Annotated in this window: 17 protein-coding genes and 1 tRNA gene; 12 read left to right on the forward strand and 6 right to left on the reverse strand. The window is 58.4% G+C overall.

Annotated elements, in window-relative coordinates; all coding sequences use genetic code 11:
• Positions 1–345: 345 nt before the first annotated feature.
• The 8 genes from RMQ97_RS01940 to RMQ97_RS01975 all read left to right on the forward strand — a co-directional run bounded on the left by RMQ97_RS01940 (position 346) and on the right by RMQ97_RS01975 (position 7,784).
• A tRNA-Ser gene (locus RMQ97_RS01940) sits at positions 346–435 on the forward strand.
• 71 nt (positions 436–506) lie between these two features.
• Positions 507–1,202, forward strand: coding sequence for an IS6 family transposase (locus tag RMQ97_RS01945; protein ID WP_413659142.1), 696 nt, complete (start codon positions 507–509; stop codon positions 1,200–1,202).
• A gap of 164 nt (positions 1,203–1,366) precedes the next feature.
• Positions 1,367–2,458 carry a DUF3089 domain-containing protein gene (locus tag RMQ97_RS01950; RefSeq protein ID WP_413659143.1) on the forward strand — a complete coding sequence of 364 codons (1,092 nt, stop codon included), beginning with the start codon at positions 1,367–1,369 and terminating at the stop codon, positions 2,456–2,458.
• Complete coding sequence (locus RMQ97_RS01955) at positions 2,455–3,234, forward strand: hypothetical protein (protein WP_413659144.1); 780 nt, start codon at positions 2,455–2,457, stop codon at positions 3,232–3,234. Before RMQ97_RS01950 ends, RMQ97_RS01955 begins: the two co-directional genes overlap by 4 nt.
• A gap of 2 nt (positions 3,235–3,236) precedes the next feature.
• On the forward strand, positions 3,237–4,301 hold the full coding sequence (locus RMQ97_RS01960) for a helix-turn-helix domain-containing protein (RefSeq protein WP_413659145.1): 1,065 nt from the start codon (positions 3,237–3,239) through the stop codon (positions 4,299–4,301).
• A gap of 166 nt (positions 4,302–4,467) precedes the next feature.
• The gene (locus tag RMQ97_RS01965; RefSeq protein ID WP_413659146.1) at positions 4,468–6,189 is read left to right on the forward strand and encodes a serine hydrolase domain-containing protein; all 1,722 of its coding nucleotides are present in this window, start codon (positions 4,468–4,470) and stop codon (positions 6,187–6,189) included.
• A complete protein-coding gene (locus RMQ97_RS01970) occupies positions 6,186–7,046 on the forward strand; it encodes a hypothetical protein (RefSeq protein ID WP_413659147.1) in 861 nt (286 codons plus the stop codon). The genes RMQ97_RS01965 and RMQ97_RS01970 overlap by 4 nt, the downstream gene beginning before the upstream one ends.
• A 42-nt stretch (positions 7,047–7,088) precedes the next feature.
• Complete coding sequence (locus RMQ97_RS01975) at positions 7,089–7,784, forward strand: IS6 family transposase (RefSeq protein WP_413659148.1); 696 nt, start codon at positions 7,089–7,091, stop codon at positions 7,782–7,784.
• Positions 7,785–8,202: 418 nt separating this feature from the next.
• On the opposite strand, the gene RMQ97_RS01980 is transcribed toward RMQ97_RS01975, so the two are convergent.
• The gene (locus RMQ97_RS01980) at positions 8,203–8,946 is read right to left on the reverse strand and encodes a sulfotransferase family protein (protein WP_413659149.1); all 744 of its coding nucleotides are present in this window, start codon (positions 8,944–8,946) and stop codon (positions 8,203–8,205) included.
• Between the two features lie 505 nt (positions 8,947–9,451).
• Between RMQ97_RS01980 and RMQ97_RS01985 the strand changes: the two genes are divergently transcribed.
• Complete coding sequence (locus RMQ97_RS01985) at positions 9,452–10,360, forward strand: class I SAM-dependent methyltransferase (protein WP_413659150.1); 909 nt, start codon at positions 9,452–9,454, stop codon at positions 10,358–10,360.
• 60 nt (positions 10,361–10,420) lie between these two features.
• On the opposite strand, the gene RMQ97_RS01990 is transcribed toward RMQ97_RS01985, so the two are convergent.
• Positions 10,421–10,945: a phosphoribosyl-AMP cyclohydrolase gene (locus RMQ97_RS01990; RefSeq protein ID WP_413659151.1), complete on the reverse strand. Its 525-nt coding sequence runs from the start codon at positions 10,943–10,945 to the stop codon at positions 10,421–10,423.
• A 135-nt stretch (positions 10,946–11,080) separates the two neighbouring features.
• Between RMQ97_RS01990 and RMQ97_RS01995 the strand changes: the two genes are divergently transcribed.
• A complete protein-coding gene (locus RMQ97_RS01995; protein WP_413659152.1) occupies positions 11,081–12,010 on the forward strand; it encodes a LysR family transcriptional regulator in 930 nt (309 codons plus the stop codon).
• 19 nt (positions 12,011–12,029) lie between these two features.
• On the opposite strand, the gene RMQ97_RS02000 is transcribed toward RMQ97_RS01995, so the two are convergent.
• The 3 genes from RMQ97_RS02000 to RMQ97_RS02010 all read right to left on the reverse strand — a co-directional run bounded on the left by RMQ97_RS02000 (position 12,030) and on the right by RMQ97_RS02010 (position 18,682).
• Positions 12,030–14,015 carry a BCCT family transporter gene (locus tag RMQ97_RS02000; RefSeq protein ID WP_413659153.1) on the reverse strand — a complete coding sequence of 662 codons (1,986 nt, stop codon included), beginning with the start codon at positions 14,013–14,015 and terminating at the stop codon, positions 12,030–12,032.
• A gap of 4 nt (positions 14,016–14,019) precedes the next feature.
• On the reverse strand, positions 14,020–16,017 hold the full coding sequence (locus RMQ97_RS02005) for a tetratricopeptide repeat-containing sulfotransferase family protein (RefSeq protein WP_413659154.1): 1,998 nt from the start codon (positions 16,015–16,017) through the stop codon (positions 14,020–14,022).
• 79 nt (positions 16,018–16,096) lie between these two features.
• Positions 16,097–18,682, reverse strand: a complete 2,586-nt coding sequence (locus RMQ97_RS02010; RefSeq protein ID WP_413659155.1) for a TonB-dependent receptor — start codon at positions 18,680–18,682, stop codon at positions 16,097–16,099.
• A 298-nt stretch (positions 18,683–18,980) separates the two neighbouring features.
• Between RMQ97_RS02010 and RMQ97_RS02015 the strand changes: the two genes are divergently transcribed.
• On the forward strand, positions 18,981–19,466 hold the full coding sequence (locus tag RMQ97_RS02015) for a MarR family winged helix-turn-helix transcriptional regulator (protein ID WP_413659156.1): 486 nt from the start codon (positions 18,981–18,983) through the stop codon (positions 19,464–19,466).
• 3 nt (positions 19,467–19,469) lie between these two features.
• On the opposite strand, the gene RMQ97_RS02020 is transcribed toward RMQ97_RS02015, so the two are convergent.
• Entirely contained in the window at positions 19,470–19,841 is a 372-nt protein-coding gene (locus RMQ97_RS02020; protein ID WP_413659157.1) for a tRNA-binding protein, read from the reverse strand.
• A gap of 143 nt (positions 19,842–19,984) precedes the next feature.
• On the opposite strand from RMQ97_RS02020, the gene RMQ97_RS02025 reads away from it, so the two are divergent.
• Positions 19,985–21,337, forward strand: coding sequence for a spinster family MFS transporter (locus RMQ97_RS02025; protein WP_413659158.1), 1,353 nt, complete (start codon positions 19,985–19,987; stop codon positions 21,335–21,337).
• The last annotated feature ends 31 nt before the right edge of the window (positions 21,338–21,368 follow it).

Here is a 21,368-nt window from a genome sequence, read left to right on the forward strand (position 1 = left end):
GGAGAGGTGCCGGAGTGGTCGCCCGCGCTGCCTGCGGCAGCGCTCCCCTCTTGATTTTGTTCGACCACTCAGTCAAAACCCCCGCTCCCATACGCATTGCGTAAGACCCTTTTGCGGAGAGGTGCCGGAGTGGTCGCCCGCGCTGCCTGCGGCAGCGCTCCCCTCTTGATTTTGTTCGACCACTCAGTCAAAACCCCCGCTCCCATACGCATTGCGTAAGACCCTTTTGCGGAGAGGTGCCGGAGTGGTCGCCCGCGCTGCCTGCGGCAGCGCTCCCCTCTTGATTTTGTTCGACCACTCAGTCAAAACCCCCGCTCCCATACGCATTGCGTAAGACCCTTTTGCGGAGAGGTGCCGGAGTGGTCGCCCGGGGCGGTCTCGAAAACCGTTGTACCTTTACGGGTACCGAGGGTTCGAATCCCTCTCTCTCCGCCACTCAGACCGGCAGGGCAGTGTCAGATTAAACGCCGCTTGAGCGAGTTCGCTTGATTTCGTAGCGTTTTCTGATGCGTAATCCGTTCCGATACTTCAAGACGTCGCCTGAGATCATCCGCCTTGCCGTAATGATGTACATCCGCTTCCCGCTTTCGCTACGGAACATCGAAGATCTGCTCCACGAACGCGGCATCGACATCACCCACGAGACGGTGCGCTTTTGGTGGAACCGGTTCGGTCCACTCTTCGCGAAGTCGATCCGAAGAGGCCGCGTCCGGAACACGAACTACTCGAACTGGACCTGGCATCTCGACGAAGTTTTCGTCCGGATAAACGGCGAACTCCACTATCTCTGGCGGGCCGTCGATCATGAGGGCGAAGTGCTGGAGGCGTTCATCACCAAACGCCGGGATCGCAAGGCAGCGTTGAAGTTTTTGCGCAAAGCAATGAAGCGATATGGCCGCCCGGATGTCGTTGTGACGGATCGGTTGGGCTCATACAAAGCCGCTATGCGAGAGATTGGAAATGCGGGCCGCCAAGAAACTGGGAGGCGGCTCAACAATCGGGCCGAAAACTCACATCAGCCGCTAAGGGGACGAGAGAAAGTCATGACGCGGTTCAGGTCGATGCGAAGTCTTCAGAAATTCGCCGCCGTCCAGTCTTCCATCCACAACCACTTCAATCTCGAACGGCATTTCTACCGCCGCGAAGAATTCAAGGAAAACCGTACCCAAGCCCTGGCCGAACGGCATCAACTCGCGGCCTGAGTCGGGATCAAACCCGGTCTTTTGAGACCGATCCGTTTTCGTCTGACAGCACCTTTGTCTGACAGCACCCGCGTCTCAACTCGGCCTTTTTCCAAGTTGAGACGACTGTAAGAGCTCACACGCTCCATCATGGCTATGACACAAATTTGCTTTGGAACGTGATGATGACCTCTTTGTTCAGGCGGATCCGCCTGGTGCTAATTATCCTGACCGGTTTGACAGTGACAGGCTGTAACGTCCACTGGCGCGCCGGGTATGGCTTTTTATGGGTGCTCAAGCCCGGTGGCGAAGCCGAAAATGTGGGTGTGCAGCCAGACTATGGTTCGCTTGAGGGCTGGCTGGCCCATCCGCAATCGTTTGAGGCCGCAGACATCCTGCCTGAGCATGTCGCCGCTGCACCGGAGGTCCGCCCCGCCGCCGCGTTTTATGTTCACCCCACCAGCCTGATCAGCCGCGCCGCCTGGAACCAGGCCGAACCCCAACTGTATGACGAGATGCGCGACGGGTTACACCTGCCCAACCAGGCCAGTGCTCTGCAGAGCTGTTGCGATGTTTTTGCGCCGCGCTATCGCCAGGCCACGTTTTACAGCTTTGCAGACCGTGGGCCCAATGGCGCGCTCGCGCTCGATATCGCCTATAGCGATGTTGAAGCCGCGTTTGACGCCTTCCTCGCTCAGATCCGCCCTGATCGCCCGATCATCCTGGCCGGTCACAGCCAGGGTTCGGCTCATATCCAGCGTCTGATGGTGGAGCGGTTCGATGATGCGGCGCTCCGTCGTCGACTGGTGGTATCCTTGGTACCTGGCTATCCGCTGGCCGCTGGTGATGGCGGGCAGGTCCTACCATGCGCTAGCGAAACCGATAGCGGCTGTTTTCTCAGCTGGAATATCCGCACCGACACCGCCTTCATCCCCGGATTTTTCAAGCACGTACCGATCTGGGATGGCAGTGATTATCAACGCGCCGATGATGCGGGTGTCTGCCATGATCCAGGCATCGAGACCGCCGCGCCGAGCGGCTATCTGGGCGGGTTTTACCTGATCGCCGAAGGGGGGCCTGGCCCCCGCCTGCTGGATACCGGCGCACAAGGCCGATGCGAGAGCGGCTGGTTGACCCTGACGGAGCTGACTGATGAGCGCTTTGCCGAGGTCCAGCTATCGGGCGGCTGGCTGCATGCCTATGAGTATGCGCTGGTCTGGGGTGGTGTACGGGCCGATCTGCAACAGCGGCTCGCGGCCTGGGAGTCAGCGCAATGACCCGGCTGATGACATATTTTGCAATCACTCTGGCCGCGGCTGCGGCCTGGTCGATCACCGTTGGGGCCCATGAGCTGGTCGGACATGGCGGCGGCTGTCTAATCGTTGAAGGCTGTACCGGGCGGTATGCCGACGCGATGTATTTCGACTTTGCCTATGATGGCGATGAGCTGGGCCGGGCGATCATTCTCATCGCCGGGCCGCTCGCCAGCTTTGTACTGGGCCTTGTGGGGCTGGTGCTACGGTTGGGATTAAAGCGCCCGCGCCCTGGTCTGGACTGGCTCGCCTGGGCGCTAATCCCTGCAGGCTGGATATCAGGCGGCGCCTATGTGGCCTTCGGTCAATTCATCCATCCAGGCATGGACACCGCCCAGCTCGCCCGCATGGGTGGAGACAATGCCAGCGTGATCATCACCATTATTGGCAGTGCCAGCATTCTGCTCGGCGTGATTGCCTCGGCCCTGTTGATGCCGGTGAAAATCCCAAAGTGGAGCCGGCCGCTGGTCGTGCTGGCAGCTGTCCTCGGCTATGCGCTGTCCGCACTGGGCGCGGCCTATTTTGTTCCCGGCGAGCGTGAGTTTTTGATGATGGGCGCATTTGGGGCCAGCGTTTTGTTCACCACAGCGCTGTGGATCGCCGCCCTGCCCTGGCCCACATTGCGACCACGCCAGACCAGTGGCAGGCCAGGCATACTGGAAAGCCTGGTATTGCTGGCGCTGACCGGCGGGTATGTCTTTATCCTGGGACCAGGAATTAGTTTCGGCGCGGGAGGCTAGCGATGTTCATACTGGGCGCAGGCTTTGCCATGGCGCTGGCGGCTGCTAGCCTGCTGCTCAGCACCGGGCGTAGCGCAGATCGGTGGCTGGCGGCGATGGGCTTGGCGGCGGCTTTGGCCACTGGCGCGATTGCGCTGGTGCGCGCTGAAGTCTCGCTGCCAGGCGTGTGGCCAGCCTATCTGGCCGGGCCAGTTTTCATGGCGACCCCGGCGCTTTTCTATCTGTACATCCGAGCAATGACCGGTGCTGTACGCTTTTTGGACTGGGCCTGGCTGCTGCCTGGTCTGATCTACGGATTGGGGCTGGTCCTGGTGGCGCTCGCAATGCCGGATGCGCTGGGCGTAGAGGCCGGGCTGACTACGTTAAGCGGCGAAGCTGGGGTTTGGTTGACGCCAGTGCCCATTTTGGTGACGCTGATCCTGCCCGTGGTCGGACTTGTTCAGATTTCCCGGCATCGAAAGCGGCTAGAAGCCAATCTGGCAGAGCTGGATAGCCGCGATCTGGCTTGGGCACGGGCGCTGCTCTGGCTGAACCTTTTTGTTATCGCATTCAGTGCGGTCTCAGCGGGCCTGGCCGCCCAGTTCGGCCTTGATGCGTCGGTGCGGATTTTTGATCTGTTTGTTGTGTTCCTTGCGGTGCAACTAGGCGCGATCCTGCATTTCGCCGCGCGCGAACGTCGACCTGTGCTGGAACGCGAGCCAGCCCTCGCAGCAGCTCCGGCGCCAGCCCGGCTCGACGCCAAGGCGCTTAATGCGTTGCTGGATGATGATGCGCTGTTGCTCAGGCCAGACCTGCGCATTCGCGATGTGTCCGATGCAGCCGGATTGCCGGTGGAGGACCTCTCCCACGCGATCCGGACCAGCCTTGATGAGAGCTTCTTTGACTTTGTTAACCGCAGGCGCGTGGAACGGGTTCAGGCGCTGCTTACCACGCCGGGCAATGAGGCGCGCTCACTGCTTGATCTGGCTTTTGAAGCAGGATTTCAGAGCAAGGCGACATTTAATCGAGTCTTCCGCGCCCAGACCGGGCACACGCCCAGCCAGTGGCGCAAGGGCCTCAACCAGTAAGCCGCAACGTCAGCGGGGCGCTGTCAGACAAGAAGAACGGTCTCGAAGGCAAACAAGATCCAAAAGCTTCCGGACCACTGATGGAGCTAGGCAGCAAGCGGCGCGTGGCTCTATCGTCCAAGGTGCTTGAGAGAAGTTTAGTGCTCCAATTTTGTGATGTGTTGATATGAAAAAATATTTCTGTTTGCCTGTAGTGGTTTTGGCGACGGCGTGTGCCGACTTGGACTCTGTACAGGATGCTTCCGTTGCCGAGGACCTCGACTCGACTCTGTCGGCCCTTAGTCGCGCTGGCTCTGTCTACGAGCAATATGGGTTTTCCGGGACAATTCAGGTGTCGCGCTCCGGTCAGACTTTAGTTGAGCAATATTCAGGTTATGCAGACTGGCAGAGCGGGCGTTCTCATGACCAAAGCACTGTTTTTGACATTGCATCTGTCACGAAACACATGACCGCTTTGGTTATCTTGCGGCTGCAAGATCAGGGAAAACTGTCTCTGGACGACCAACTGGTGGCTTATTTTGATGATGTGCCCGAACCGGTAGGTCAGATAACGATCGCTCAATTGCTTGATCATACATCGGGATTGGAAAAAGACCCGGAAGGTGACTTCGGGGCTTATCCTCAGAGCGTTCGAAACGCACTTTCACAAGCTCAGTTGGGATTCCGGCCAGGAACAGATTTCGAGTATTCAAATCTGGGTTATTGTGTATTGGGCAGGATCGCCGAGCATGTTTCCGGTTCAAGCTTTTTAGAGCTGCTTCAAACGGAGCTTTGGGATCCGGCAGGTGTCTCAGCGACACTGTTTGACCCAGCTCATCAAGACAATCTCAGCCTGGGTTACGAGAACCTGGAGAGAAGTCAGCAGCCTGTCGAAAGCACTTATGCTTGGACAGATCTGGACCTTTGGCGGTGTGGAGCGGCCGGTGTTCAGATGACGGGGCCTCAGGTCATCAATTGGATCGAAAGCGTGTTTGGACCGCCTTCGCGGTTTGAGGCCCTGGTTCCTGTGCTTACAGCCAGTGACGGTGTCGCGAGCACGCAAAGAGCCCCTTACGCACAGGGTATTCGTGTCGGTCATCCGGATGTGGATCAACCCGTTTTTTGGCATGATGGTGATACCAGCGGCGGTGAAACCCATGCAGCTTATTTTCCCGATCAGAATTTCGCGGTGTTCGTAGCATCGAATGAGAGAATTGGTTGGCGAGATTTAGTGCGCGATACGGTTTTTCATGTGCTCGAAGGCGGTGATCTTGATCTGCCCCCCAATGCGCGCGGAACCGGTGAAGATCTTGATGGATTAGATTTGGACGGGCTTCGCTTGGAGTATCGCGGCTCCGCGTTGGTCGCTGAAGCTATGACCCAAGAGGGTGTCGACATACTGACCTACACGAGGATTGGTCCCGACGAGGCCCAGATATGGAATGATAGAGGCGATGATCTGGCTGATGCGTTGATCAACCGTAATGCGATTGCTTTTGAAGACCATGTAGCGTCTGACAATCAAACGCCGTCGGAAAGGATGGTCGAGATCGTTCAACGCATCGGATTCGAGCCCAGCCAATTTGAGGTGCTGGGCACGACACCATGGCGTCCGCGAATTTTCCAAACTCATATTGTTTTTCGTGGCGCAGAGGGTGAATCCGAAATATTGAGATTTGTATGGCACCCGCGCACGCAGCAATTGATGTTTGTCGGTAATGCCCCGTCTAGGGCGTTGATATCAAGACAAGTTCGGCCCGTTGAGGTTGGCCAGTTCGTTTTTCTGGACCATCGCGCTCAAAGCTATCGGACCGTCTCCGCCGACATTGGAAATGCCCGACTTGAAACCGCTGACTGGGTCTCGATTTTAAGGCCACAAAGGGACACCGTTCAGGAGCACACGCGATGATCAGATGGTTCGCTATCGCAATGGTTTTTTTGCTCACTTCAGCTTGTGCCACTCAATCTGAAACACGATCAAGCGATACCGTGGGAACTGAAGAGAGCCCAACGTTTCAGACAAGTTTCCGACAGGCTTTGATCCAAGCTCAATCCAAGCATTACGGTATGGCTCAGGCCTTTGCTGAGACCGCTTTGGCACTCGCTGAATCGGATATGCAGAACTATCAGGTGCGTCACCTATTGGTGGATGTGCATGGTCGCCAAGGTCATTGGGATGTGGTGGCTCAGTTTGCCGGAGAAGCCGCAGCCATTATTCGATCAAGTCCAAACCTGAGCAGTCGCCTTATGGTGATGGCGTCACATATGGAAGCCGAGCGTGCTCGCGCCGCGTACCAAATGGGTCAGACACAAATCGTGCAAGCGTCCAATGCTCAGATGATCGAAGACCACCCCGACGCTGGCGAGTTATGGCAACCGGTTGGGGTGGATGGAGCCGAACATGAAGCGGGTTTGTCTTGTCCGTTGCTGAGACAAGGTTATCTGCGGTTTGACGTCTATGACGGAAACTTCGAAGCGCCAGGCTGTGAGTATTGGGGGCATAATGATGTCGGCGCACGAGTGTTCTTAGGTGATGTCGTTGCTAGCGAGGAAGATCAGTTGGTGGCACGGTCCGCGACCGATATGCCTGTGAATATTGACCTCGGTGACACGCTAAATATTAGCAGCCAGTGGCAGGTGCGTTCTGGAGTGACCGCGTTTGTTGCAACTAATGCAGACTCTTCTATAACGCTAACGTTGCAATTTCCCGATGGCCAGCGTGACGCGGCGGAACAATTTGCGCGTGAGCTGGCAGTGTCAGATTAAACGCCGCTTGAGCGAGATCGCCCGATTTCGTGGCGTTTTCTGATGCGTAACCCGTTCAAGTATTTCAAAACTTCACCGGAAATCATCCGTCTCGCTGTGATGATGTACATCCGCTTTCCGCTCTCACCGCGCAACGTCAAAGATCTGCTCCATGAACGGGGCATCGACATCACGCATGAGACAGTGCGTTTCTGGTGGAACCGGTTCGGTCCACTCTTCGCGAAGTCGATCCGAAGAGGCCGCGTCCGGAACACGAACAACTCGAACTGGACCTGGCATCTTGACGAAGTGTTCGTGAAAATAAACGGCGAGCTTCATTACCTCTGGCGCGCCGTTGATCACGAGGGTGAAGTGCTCGAAGCTTTCGTCACCAAACGCCGAGATCGCGAGGCAGCGTTGAGGTTTCTGCGAAAGGCAATGAAGCGATATGGCCGACCAGAGCAGGTAGTCACGGACAAGCTATCGTCCTACAAGGCGGCGATGTGTGATCTAGGAAATGTGAGCCGCCAGGAGACGGGGAGGTGGCTCAACAATCGGGCCGAAAACTCACATCAGCCATTGCGGCGACGAGAGAAGATCATGAACCGGTTCAGGTCGATGCGAAGTCTTCAAAAGTTCGCCGCCGTCCAATCGTCCATTCACAACCACTTCAACCTCGAACGCCATTTCTACCGCCGTGAAGAATTCAAGGAGAACCGATGCGCCGCCCTGGCCGAATGGCGTCTACTCGCAGCCTGAGTTAGACTCAAACCCGGTCTTTTGAGACCGATCCGTTTTTGTCTGACAGCACCGCCACTCTTCTGCCTTAAATCACAAAGCGTGCACGAGCCCTGGAATTCCGGCGGCGCTTTGTTGCGTAGGCGCCACGCGCCACTCGGAACCCGATGTGCGAGGTGGATAGCTCTAGATCCGGGGCTTGGCGCGCGGCAGGTCTGAAGCGAAAACAATAGCAACGCGCGCATAGAAATGACCCATCTTTGACGATGCCCACAGCCCGACCCGGCTGGCTCGGATCAAACCCGTCAGGATCAGCATCCTCTCCGGGAGCATGAGAACCGTGATAGAGCGTCAACTCGCGGCTTGAGTTGGGCGAAAGGGTGTCTTCCGAGACCAGTTCACTTTGGTCTGACACCACTGACCGAAAGGGTGCTTCGCTCTACAGAAACCCGCCGTGTTTGAGGAGTTTTCGATAGTTGGCAAAATTGCAGTACGCACAGAGATGAACCTTTTCCTCGTCGGTCAGGGCTGACCGCTGAGCTTCCAGAGACAGGCTGCGCTCGTGAGCGTCTTGCCAGCCGGAGCGCGCTCCGTCGTTCATCTCGAGACCAAGAAAAGCGTAAACGTTCTCAAACTCCTCAAAATTTTGGAAAATGGTCTCGTAGCGAACAATGTGAAAATCGAGTTGGTCGAGAAAATTGACGGCTTGTCTGATATCGAAATTCCATTGTTTCACGGCAACGCTATAGTCTGTGACAGGGCGCCAACGTTTGTCATTTTCATTGCGCGCCCTTTTGTTGTATGACGCGGCGACGTCAAACGGATTCCGCAACAAGTAAATGATCTTGATGTCCGGAAGAGTCTCTGCGAGCACTTCAAAGCTGTTGGCAGAGCGTGGCAGCTTGTCGCCGATGTAGTCGAGGGTGTCGTAGTTGTCACGAACGCGGTCTATCGCTCTGTTTGCGATACCCCAAGACCGGTGATTGGGCTGCACGTGGGTATCGTTTGGTTGCACGTCGATGAACCGCTCGCGCTCCCAAAGATCAGGCGTCAGTTTTTTATTGATTGAAAGTCTTAGGTATCTCTCGAGGCCGATGGCCAGGCGGGTATCCTGTGTTAGGGTTGTGCGGAACCCTGTTGTGCCGGATCGGGGGCAGCCAGAAATCAGCATGACTTTGGGCATTGTATCTCTTCTTAGCGCACCTGATGCGGAAACGGTATTTCAATTGGCGCGATTGCCGGTTCAACCGAATACACCTATACGTGGTCCGCATACCTTGGAAATTCTTCAGCGACAAGAAGGCAGTGTCAGAGGGTACTCGGCTTGAGTGAGAAGCGTCGGATTCCTAGCCTTATCTGAAAAGTAACCCGTTTTGTTAATGCAAAACCTCGCCTGAGATCTTTCGTCTTTCGGTGATAGGGTGCAGCCGCTTCGCGCGCTCGTTAAGCAGCGTCGAAGATCTGCTCCACGGATGCGGCATTGATATTAATCACGAGACGGTTCGGTTTTGGTGGAACGGGTTTGGCCTGATGATGGTGCGCGATATCAAGAAGCACCGGTCCCAACAGCTTTGCCAGATCCCACACGGCAGACCGCTGACCGCTCCTTCTCACCGAAATGTGTTTTCCGCAACGTGGTGGATGTGTGGGGGGGCTTCTATGCTGTGGGCCAGCAGAGGGAGGCTTTTATGAAAGCTATGGGATATGTCAGCGTGATGGCGCTGGTTCTGGCGGCCTGTTCAAACGAGGCTGCAGATCCGGTCTCACAAGAGACGGATGAAATCGCGGAATCCGGCATGGAATCCGACATGGAATCCGGCACGGATGTGGCCACGCAGAGCACGCAACTGGCTGAGGTGATTGCCCATCCGCGCCGCGATGAACGCCGCGCCCGGGATGACTGGCGTCATCCTGAGGAGACGTTGACCTTCTTCGGAGTTCAGCCGGATATGACGGTGGCCGAGGTCCTGCCGGGCAATGGCGGCTGGTATTCCCAGATCCTCACCCCCTATACGGCGCGTGAGGGCCGCATGATCGGTCTCACCTATCCCGATAGTTTATGGGTTCAGATGTTCTCGTCCTGGAGCGAGGACAATTACGAGCGCTTTGGCGCGGATATCACGCAAATGCACCGTTATCTCGGCGTGGACGGGGTGGAGCCCGCCCAGCCTGTTCTGGGATATACGATCGACAATATTCCTGACGCCGAAAACGGACAGGTCGATGCGGTATTGTTTTTCCGCGCCCTGCACCATCTGTTCCGCTTCGAGGATCCGATGATCGATACGGCTCTCGTTGAGGTCTATGAAGCGCTGGCGCCCGGGGGGCTGGTCGGCGTTGTCCAGCACCGGGCACCGGAAGCGGCGACCGCGGAGTTTGCCAGCGGCAATAATGGCTATCTCAAACAGAGCGATGTGGTGGCGGCATTCGAACGCGCCGGTTTTGTGCTGGAGGCCAGCAGCGAGATCAATGCCAATCCCAATGACCCGGCAGACGGCTTTGTGTGGCGTTTGCCGCCCACGACCCGGGATAATCCGGACACCCAGGCGATCGGTGAATCCGATCGCATGACCCTGCGGTTTCGCAAGCCGGCCTGACGGCGCTGAACTTAGGTGAGCCGGGCGAGGGGGACGGCCTCTCGCCCGGTCACGGATTGATTACTCGGCGCTATAGGGCAGCGAGGAGTGGTGCAGCACGATTTTCAGCTCACCCTCTTCGTCGCGGACATAACCGAAGCTGTACTCGACCTTCACCTCATTGCCTTCTGTCGTGGTGAAGAAATAATTCCCCATCGCCATGGCGCTGTCGCTGTCGATAAACGTGCCCTCATTCTCCCAGCGCACCTGGGTATAGGGCGCGATGGCGAAGCCCTTGTCCTCGTCGATCGAACCGCCCACGAAATAGGACAATGCGCCGGCGAAATCACCGCGGAATTGTTGTTCAGCGGCCAATGTCGGCTTGAACAGGATCGGATGAGAGCCGTAAGCGTAGAAACGCTCGATGTGAGCCGTCGCGGCTGCACCATAGTCTTCGCCAGCGGTATAGGCTTCGCCAATCGTGACAATGCCCTCACCCCAGGCTTGCTGGGCGGCGGCCACTTCGGCCGGTGTGATCTGGTCAGCCAGGGCGGCCGGGCCAAGCAGGGCTGTTGCGGCAATGGCGGACATCAACGTCGTTTTCATGGTGGTCTCTCCTCCCCCTGCGGGGTCTGTGTGGTTTGTTCCGCCACAGATCTAGGCAGGCCCGCGGCCTGTTTCTAATGGAAATCGTGTCCGCGATTGATTACTTCAGGGCATGAATGAAAGGCGGAGCGAGGCATGCGACCCACATTGAGGCAATTGGAATACTTCGTGGCAGTGGCCGAATTCGGCGCCTTTGGTCCGGCGGCCGATAGTCTGAATGTCACTCAGCCCAGCCTGTCCAAACAGATCGCCGTGCTCGAACAGGAGCTGGGTCTGCAATTGTTCGAACGCACCTCGCGCACCGTCTCGCTCAGTGCGCATGGCGATGCCCTGATGGCGGATGCGCGGAACACGCTGGATGCCGCGCGTGCCTTTCGCTCGCGGGCGGAACGTCTCTCGGGTGACGTGAAAATGCGACTGCAGACGGGCGTTCTACCGTCGATCGGAGCCTATTTCCTGCCGCGTGTGCGCGAACGCCTGCAATCGGAGTTTCCCGGCCTGCGGATGTCCCTGGTGGAGGGCACGTCCCGGGATTTGCTCACGCGACTCAATGCCGGGGAGCTAGACCTGGTGGTGGCCTCGAAAAGTGATCTGGACGGGTTTGAGGTCTTGCCTCTGTTTGAGGAAACCCTGTGGGTCTGCAGCGAGGTCGATGATCCGATCATGAAAAGCGACGGGCCGGTCCAGCCCGCTGAGCTCAGGGGGCGGGAAATCTTCGCGCTCAGTCGTGATTATTATCTGACCCGTATCATCCAGGATATCGCCCAGGAAGCCGGGGCAGTGCTGAGCGAGGCCTATCATGGCTCCAGTCTTGATGCGATCCGGCAAATGGCCACAAGTGGCGAGGGCATTGCAATCCTGCCCAGCCTTTATGCGCTTGGCGAGGCGATCCGGGAGCCGAATTTCAAGGTCCGCCGCCTGGACCATTCCCATGCCTCACATCCGGTCTTTCTCTATTGGCGTCGCACCATGCGCAATCAGCGTCTGCTCCAGCGCTTGGGCGCAGAAATGATCGCCGAGAAAATGGCCATTCGCGCCGAGCGTGCCGAGAAATTCCGGCAATAGCCGGTCCTTAGGGCACGCCCTAGCCGGAATTGGCCATGTGGTAGAGCCATTGCAGGTGCCGCTGATAGTCGCGCAGGAATTCCCGGATTAACTGGATCTTGGTGTAGCCATAGATATCGGCCTGACGGCTGCCATCGCTCAGAACAATCTCCGCCTGGGCGTATTCGTCCTCGCCTTCTGCCTCCGTGTCGTCTTCGACATCGTCTGTCTCCGGCGCGGCAAAGTGAGCCTCGTCATAGAAGCGACGCTCCACGGCAAAGAGGAAGGGGTGGTCGCCATGATCAATGGTCAGCGCGACACGGCCTTTTCGGCTCTCCAGTTCGACAGCATAACCCTGTTGCCGGATTTCTTCCGCGACCTCCAGCAACGCGTCTTTTGCGGTGGAGGCGATATAGGCATTGACCTCCTTGCGGGTCGGCTGGGCAAACATCAGTTTTAACCGGGTGCGCCAGGGCACGGCGGCGCCTTCCACGGGCAATTGCGCGGCCGTCTTGTGACCTGCGCGTTTGGCGGTCTCGGCGGTCCAGGCACGGACCAGACCGATCATGGCCAGGAAGATGACCACCGTGAAGGGAAGCGCGGCGGCGATTGTGGCAGACTGCAACGCCGCTAGGCCGCCAACTGCCAGAAGGGCGGCGGCTACCACACCCTCGAGAACCGCCCAGAAAAACCGCTGGGACACGGGCGGATTGAGATTGCCGCCGGAGGCTATGGTGGATTTGACCAGGGATCCTGAGTCTGACGAGGTAACAAAGAAGGTCGTGACCAGAATGATGGCGAGGACAGACGTGATCCCCGACAGCGGCAGGGTGTCCAGGAAGGCAAACAGAGCCAGTTCGCTGTTACCGTTGGCAACGGCATCGACCATGGGCTGAGCCATATCCATCAGGGCCAGGCGCAGCGCGGTATCGCCATACACCGTCATCCAGAAAAAAGTGAACAATGTCGGGCCGAACAGAGCACCGAGAATGAATTCGCGAATGGTGCGGCCGCGGGAAATCCGGGCGATGAACATGCCCACAAACGGAGACCAGGAAATCCACCACCCCCAGTAAAATAGGGTCCAGTCGCCGACCCATTGACCATCGCCATAGGCATCAAGATTGAAGGTGAGGCTGGCCAGCTGGTCGATGTATTCGCCAATATTCTGAATGTAGGCAGAGATAATGAACAGTGTCGGCCCGGCGATCAGCACGAAGACCATCAGGCCGATGGCCAGAACAAGGTTCAGTTCGCTCAAACGCTTGATACCTGCATCCAGCCCGGCGATGACTGAGATCGTGGCAAAGGCCGTGATGATCGCGATGAGGACCAGCTGAACCGTGATCGAGATCTCCAGTCCGAACAGGTCATTCAGACCGGCATTGATCTGTGTGACGCCATATCCCAGCGAAGACGCGACACCGAAGAGTGTGCCCAGGATCGCGATCACATCCACGACATGACCGATCGGTCCGTTCACCCGATCTCCGATCAGCGGGTAGAGCGCGGAACGAATGCTCAGTGGCAGGCCTTGCCGGTAGGTGAAATAGGCCAGGCTCAATCCGACGACCACATAGATCGCCCAGGCATGAACGCCCCAGTGGAAGAAGGTCAGGATCATGGATTGCTGGGCGGCTTCCAGCGTTCCGGCGTCCACCATGCCGGCTTCAGCGCCGGGCGGGTTGAGAAAATGTGTGACGGGTTCGGCCACGCCAAAGAACATCAGCCCGATACCCATGCCGGCGGAAAAGAGCATGGCAAACCAGGGCCAGAAGCCATATTCCGGTTCGCTGTCGTCCGGGCCGAGCCGGATCCGGCCCCAGTCGGAGAAGGCCACGAGCAACATGCCCACGAGGAATGTTCCCACCCCGACCGTGTAGAACCAGCCCACCGTATCGGTGATGCCGACGCGGATCTGGGTGAACAGGGCTTCGGCCTGGTCTCCCGCGGCAACGGCATAGCCCACGCCAAGCGCGACCAGTATCGCGGCAGGATAGAATACAGCGGGTTCAAAACGTTTCATGGGATCAGGTCCTGTACGCGGTCAGGCTCTCACCGAGCGCATGTTTGAGGGGCTCAAGGTGAGGCTCGAAATGGCGCCATTGCTCGACGCCGGAGGTGAAAATGGGCTGGCGGACCTGTTCCGAGCTGGCTGTGCGCACAGCCCGGTCGGTCTGGTGAAAATCAAGGCAGGCGTCTTCAAAGGGCAGGCCACAGAAGTCGAGCAGGCGTCGCACCTGGCTGTCGAGATCCGCCACGACGTCTTCGTAGTGAACACGCAGGATCTCGCCGGGCAGGACGCTGTCCCAGTGCGCCATCAACGCGACATATCCGCGGTAATAGCGCCCGATCTCGTCCAGCCCGTAGGTAAACTCCTGGCCTTCGGCGAATAATTGTTTGAACCCGGAGAAACAGCAGGCCATGGGTTCGCGCCGTGCATCGATGATCTTGGCGTTGGGCAAGATGGATTTGATCAATCCGATATGCCGGAAGTTATTGGGCATTTTGTCGGTAAAAAACGGTGCGCCGGCGCGATGAATGCGGGTGCTTTCGATATACGCCTCACCAAATGACCGCTTCTGTTCGGCGGTCAGCTCGCCCAGAATCCGCGGATATCGGTCCCGATCCGAAAGTTTGGAGCGGCCGCGCAGGGTGTGGGCGAGCGAGAGAATATTGGGCAATTCCAGCGTACCATCCACCTGGCTGTGAGAGGCGAGGATCTGCTCCAGCAGGGTGGATCCGGCTCGGGGCAGGCCCACGATGAAGATCGGGTCCGGGGATGGACAACCTTCTGCGGTCCGATGAGCGAGAATCTCAGCTGTGACATGGCGTTTCTGGGCCTCGAACTCGGCGTCCATCTGCTCCGACGTGTATCGGGTCTGGACCTGTTTCAGGCGATTGCCGGTCTCATAGTGTTCGAAGGCCGCATCATACTGCCCCATGTCCTCGAAGGCCTTGGCGAGGGCAAAATGAATATGGATCCGGTCCGCATACGGAAGGGCCGGGGTGGCCGCAGCCTGGCGCATGGCCTCAGCATCGTCCGCGTCCAGCTTGACGGTTTTCAGATTGGCCAGGCCATACCAGGCATCGCCATGGGTGGGGCTGGCCGACAGCGCCTGGCGATAGGCCTGAACGGCGTCCTCCTGCCGGCCCATTGTCTTGAGCGCATGGCCCCGGGATGTCTGGACCCGAAAGTCCTGGGGATGGGCGGCGAGGATCTCGTCAAACAGGGTCAGGGCATCATCATAGTGGCCGGCCTGCATGTTTTCGATGGCGAGATGTGATTTGAAGAGCGGGTTGTCGGGCTCGCGTGCGTGAAGTGTGCGGGCCTGTTTGAGAGCCAAGGCGAATTTCTGGCGCTTGCGCAAAACCTGGATGTAATCCAGCTGGAGCTGGACATTCTCAGGCTCGAACGCAATCGCACTTTCCAGCAGGAATTCCGCGTCTTCAAGAATGCCCAGCTGAACACCGATCTCGGCCAGCAATCGCATGGCTTCGACATGTTTGGGGTTTTTCTGCAAGAAGGCCCGGCACAGGGTTTCTGCCTTGAGCAGCTTACCCTCGGCAAGCAGGTTGGTGACGGCCAGAACGGGTTGGGGCAGGGCCTTGAGCCGCTGGGCCTGGGCCCGGGCATGCTCGGCCTCTGTCGTGCGGCCCGACGCCTCATAGAGTGAGGCCAGTTCCAGCCAGCTGCTGATCAGGGCCGGATTGAAACGGCAGGCCCGTTCAAACGCGGCGAGCGCCAGATCAGGCTGTCCCTGATCGCGCCGCAGATAGGCCTCTTCCTGGTGTGCCCGGCCAAATTCCGGGGCGCTCTCCTTCAACCGCTCCAGAGCCCGGTTTGCACTGTCGAAATCGCGTTCGTAGCGACCACAGACGGCCAGGGCGTAAAGGGAATCAATATGGTCGGGGTATTCGTCGAGGATGGGGGCCAGTGTTTCGCGCGCTTCGGCAAAACGACCGGACATCAGGGCTTTTTGGGCCTCTCCCACCGTGCGGGCGATGATGTCTTCGGAAAGTGCCAAATGCGGCTCCTGACAAACGCAAAAGGGAAGCGCATATCATGATGCGCTTCCCTTAGAGGTCTAAGCTAAACGAATGGACTTAAAAGTCCACGCCGACCCGGACACCCCAGGTGCGCGGGCGGGCGATCGTGACCCGTTCACGGTCGTTGACAAAGTTATTGCTCAGCTCGGCGCGTTCGTCCGAGAGATTGTTGACGAAGAGCTCGACGCGCCAATCGTCCTCGGACACACCGGCGGAGAAATGAGCCATGGTGTAGCCGTCGATCGAGACCTTGTTGATCTCGATGACATCGCTGTAGCTGTCATCCGAATAGACGATTTGCGGCTGGACGTGCGCCAGCCAGCCATTGGACAGATCCCACTCATAACGAGCCCGGACATTGGCCTGGAAGCCCGGCGCAAAGGCCAGGTCGGATCCTTCGACCACATCATTTGTCGGGGTCAGAACCTCGGTGATTTCGGTGTCCAGGATGGAGAAGGCGCCCGACACGGTCAGGCCCCGTACTTCAGCCGGTGCCCAGGTCACATCACCTTCAATACCGCGGATTTCCGCATTGGCGGCGTTGTCCGAGAAGAAGAGATTGGTGATCGAGGGGTCGAAGATCGTGGTCTGGAGGTTCTCGATCTCGACGAAGAAGGCCGAGCCGTTGAAGCGCAGCGTGTTGTCGAAGAGGTCGGTTTTCCAGCCCAGCTCATAGTTTTTCACATCATCGGTGTCGAGCGCGAACGGGACGGTGAAGCCGTTCGGACCCGCAGCACCGCCCGGACGGTTGAGCAATCCGGGACGGAAGCCTTCCGAATAGGTGGCGTAGAACAGCGTCGTGTCTGTCGGGCGCCAGGTGCCGGTCACCTTGGTGATAATGCCATCGGTGCGGGCAGCATCCGGAGCAGACAGCGCCGCAGCGGCTTGCGCCGGAATGCCGGGCGTATTCGGGTCGGTGTAGGTGATGTGCGTGGAGGTGTCACAGGAACCGCGGAAGGTGATCGCGCCATCGCCGTTGTAAAGGTCGGAAATGTCGGTTCCAAACCCGTTGGCATCGGCCTGGAAACCGTTACAGAAAGACGCGTTCGCGCTGCCTTCCAGATCCACCTCGATATCATACCAGCGGGCACCGACAGTGATGGAGAAGCTGTCGGTCAGATCATAGGAGAACTCACCGAAGACGCCGGTCTGTTCGTCTGTGCGCAGCACGTCATTGCGGAAAATCACACCGGCCGGGAACGGGCCATCATCCGAGCGATAGCCCGTGGTGAACGGAAAGTTCGGGGAGAATCCGGTCTGGCCAAACAGCACCGCATTGACGGAGCCGGGATAGGTGAAGTCATTACGCTCGGCGAGTTCAAGATTGGAGTAGAACGCTCCCACCGTGGCGCGCCAGCGATTGTCGTCTGGCGTGTTGACGCGGAATTCATGGGTTTCAACGGTGGTTTCCGTGAAGCTGTCCACGAACAGGTTCGGTGCCTGACACGTGCCTGCCGGAGCCGCGGCGCCCGGATAGGTGACGGAGCCGTCACAGATGTAATAGGGCAGATATTGGCCGACGAAGAGATAGTCGGTGTAATCCACGCGCTGATCCGTTTCGCGGTCGGTGTAGGCACCGGTATAGACAACGTCCAGCATGCCGAGGCGACCTTCCAGCGTCCAGGCCGTGTTGGTGAACTCGTCATTCAGCTCGTCGCGCTCGTACCGTTGGATCTCCAGATCGTCCAGATTGGGGTCCTGGAAGAAGACGCCCTCGGTCTCCATCTTCTGGCGAGTATGGCTGACTAGAAGCGACCAGTCGGCATTGAACTCATACAGGCCGCTGATGCGGAAGCCGTTATAGGAGGTGTCGTTGAAGTCCTCTTCCACCAGTGCCGCATTGTCGGCCTCGAGGAAGGTGACGCCCGTAAGATCAGCCGTCGACTGGAAACCGGCGCGGTTGGCATTTACGGCGACGCCATTGGCGCGCACGGTGCCTTCCGGACGAAAACGGGCCGACTCTGTGAGGTCGATCGTGCCAGCCACATTGTCGATGTAACCGCCCTGATTGTCGGAATACACGACACCGCGCAGGGCGAAATTGTCAGCGACAGGCAGGTTGAGCACGGCCTCGACCTTGTTGCTCATTTCACCGCCTTCGGTGAATGAGGTGCCGAAATTCGCAGACCCTTCATAAACGCCCAGAACCGGACGATTAGTGATCAGGCGGACCGTGCCGGCCTGGGAGCTGGAACCGAACAGCGTGCCTTGCGGACCGGGCAGGACTTCGATGCGCTGCAGGTCAGCGGCATAGACGTCGAGATTTCGGCCCGGCTGGGCCAGCGGTTGTTCGTCGAGATAGAAGGCCACATTCGGTGCCAGACCGGCCACACCCGATGTGGTCAGGTTCGGCGTAGTGGATGCCAGACCGCGGATATAGATGGTATTTTGACCCGGTCCGGAGCCCCCGGCGGTCACACCCGGCAATTGCTGCAGATAGTCGGTAAAGACATCGACCCGCAATTCTTCCAGCGTGCTTTCCGGCATGGCGTTCACGGCAACCGGAATATCCTGCGCGGATTGTTCGCGCTTGGTGGCGGTTACGGTGATCTGCTCGATCTGGGCTGCGGCCATGCCGGTCCCGATCAGCGAAATGGATGCAGCGGTGAGAATGGTAGACGCGAGTACGCGTTGTTTGAACATGATGGTGTGTGTCCCTATCGATCACATTGTTTGAGCCGGGGTCTATGTCAGCTGCGGCAGTTTGGCCAGTTCCTTTGAAGACTAAAAATAGATGTCTAAGGGATTTGCGTGGCTTGGCGCTTGGCAAAGGATATATTAAACAGCACTTTGCAGCATTTGTTGCTGAAAGAGCACATGTTTTGCCATCGTTCACGAAGCAGTTGCGTGCAGGCCCTGGTCCAAAATAATTTGAGTTCGAACCATGTGTGGGGAACCACCCAGACTTGCGTTTTTGCGATTCTTCACCGAAATGATGGCCATGACTGATCATGACGACATCCTGATCGCGCTGCGCCGCATCACGCGGGCGATTGACCTGCAATCGAAGAAACTGGTGAAGAAGGTCGGCTTGACCGCACCCCAGCTCGTGGTGGTGCAGGCCTTGCGACGGGAAGGCCAGATGTCGCCCTCCGCTCTGGCCAAGACCGTGTCTCTGAGCCAGGCGACGGTCACCACAATTCTTGACCGCCTGGTGCGACAGGGGCTGGTCACCCGCGACAGGTCGCCCAATGACAAGCGGGTCGTTCTGGCCTGCCTGACCGACGAGGGGCGTCAGCGCGCCCTGGCCGCTCCCGAGCTGTTGCAGGCGGGATTTCTGCGTGAATTCCGCAAGCTTCAGGATTGGGAACGGGCCATGCTGGTGGCCTCTCTTCAGCGCATCGCCGAAATGATGGATGCAGATGATATCGACGCGTCCCCGATCCTGGAGACCGGGGATCTGGATCAGACCTGCGTCGAGAAGTAGGGCTCAGGCGAGGCGGGCGCCATTGGGGGCGTCCTGATCCGGTCTTGCGAGCACAATCTCTCCGCTCTCATCGGGAAAACCCAGGACCAGGACTTCGGACCGCACCGGGCCGATCTGTCGGGGCGGGAAATTGACGACAGCCATCACCCGTGTGCCGATCAGCGATTGAGGGGTGTAGTGTGTGGTGATCTGCGCCGCGCTGCGCTTGATGCCCACACCCTCGCCAAAATCGATGCGGAGCTTGTAGGCGGGATTGCGAGCCTCGGGAAATACCTCTGCCTCAACAATGGTCCCCAGACGCATATCCACCTTGAGGAAGTCGTCAAAGCTGATCGTGTCTACCGGCCCGGATTTCGGATCATGTGTCAGGTGCATGAGGACGTCCTTTCATGATGTGTCGATGCGGGCATACCGTCTGCAGACGCAAGGGCAAACCCGGACCCGCTTCCCGATTCTTCTTTCGGTCCAAGTCGAAACCTGAATAAGATCAGGCAAAGACAAAAACCTAGGGGAGAAACATGGTCGAGTCACATGAGGGTGAAAGCCCGCCTGCCAATGCCGGAATCCAGCCTTTAGCCGAGGGCCCGCGACGGTATGCCCTTGGCATGTTGCTGGTGATCTATGTGTTCAATTTTCTTGATCGCCAGGTGGTCAATATCCTGGCCGAGCCGATCAAGCTCGATCTCGGTCTCGCAGACTGGCAATTGGGCATGCTGACAGGGCTGGCCTTTGCGCTGTTCTACACGGTGCTGGGATTACCGATCGCCCGGATGGCCGAGCGCGCCGATCGAGTCAAGATCATTTCCGTCGCCGTGGGTGTGTGGAGTGCCTGTACACTGGCCTGTGGGCTGGCCGGCAATTTCATCCAGCTCCTGCTGGCCCGCATTGGTGTGGGTGTGGGTGAGGCCGGGTGTACCCCGCCCGCGCACTCCCTGATTTCCGACTATACGCCGGCTGAAAAACGAGCCTCCGCGATTGCCTTTTACTCGATGGGTATCCCGCTGGGTTCCCTGGCCGGTATGGCGCTGGGCGGCATGATTGCCGACAGTTTTGGCTGGCGTGCGGCCTTTTTTGTAGCGGGAGCTCCCGGTGTGCTGCTGGCACTGCTCGCCTGGTTCACCCTGCCCGAGCCCAGGCGCTCAGCGGCAGCCATTGCCCCCGCTGACCAGCCTCAGCTTGCGGATGCGATGAAGGAGCTGTTTCGCAAACCGGCTTTCTTCTTTATGGCGATTGCCGCCGCAATCTCCGCCATGGTGGCCTATGGGCATATTGCCTTTTATGGATCTTTCTACCTGCGCAATCATGGTGAAGGCCTGCAAGGCCTCGCGGATGTCGTGAATGGAAGCCTCGGTACACAGTTTGGCGCCATTGGGTTTGTCGGTCTGGTGCTGGGATTGTTGATTGGCGTGTTCGGCGCGATTGGCACTTATCTGGGCGGACAATTTGCGGATCGCTGGGTGGCCCAGGATGCGCGCGCCTTTGCGGCAATCCCGGCGTTCGCCCTGGTTCTGGGTGTCGTGCCGTTTCTTGTCGCCATGCTGGCCGGTTCAACTGTCGTGTCCCTGGTCGCCCTGGCCTTCGTCACACTATTGAACTCGGTGTGGTATGGGCCGGTGTTTGCCTGTGCCCAGAGCCTGGTCAAACCGCGCACACGTGCCACGGCATCAGCGTTGATCCTGTTCATCATCAACCTGATCGGACTGGGAGCCGGCCCTGTCGCCGCCGGCCTGATCAGCGATGCCTTTGCTGTGGAACACGGGGTGGCCGAAGGATTGCGCCTGTCCTTGATCACGATCGGATTGATCGGCCTTTTGGCCCTCCCGGCCTTCTACATGGCGTCACGCACGCTTCGGGACGAAGTGGAGACCTAGACCGCGTCGTGTGGGGCGCATTGTGCGCCCC

The organism is Maricaulis sp. D1M11 (assembly GCF_047308265.1).
GTDB lineage: Bacteria > Pseudomonadota > Alphaproteobacteria > Caulobacterales > Maricaulaceae > Maricaulis.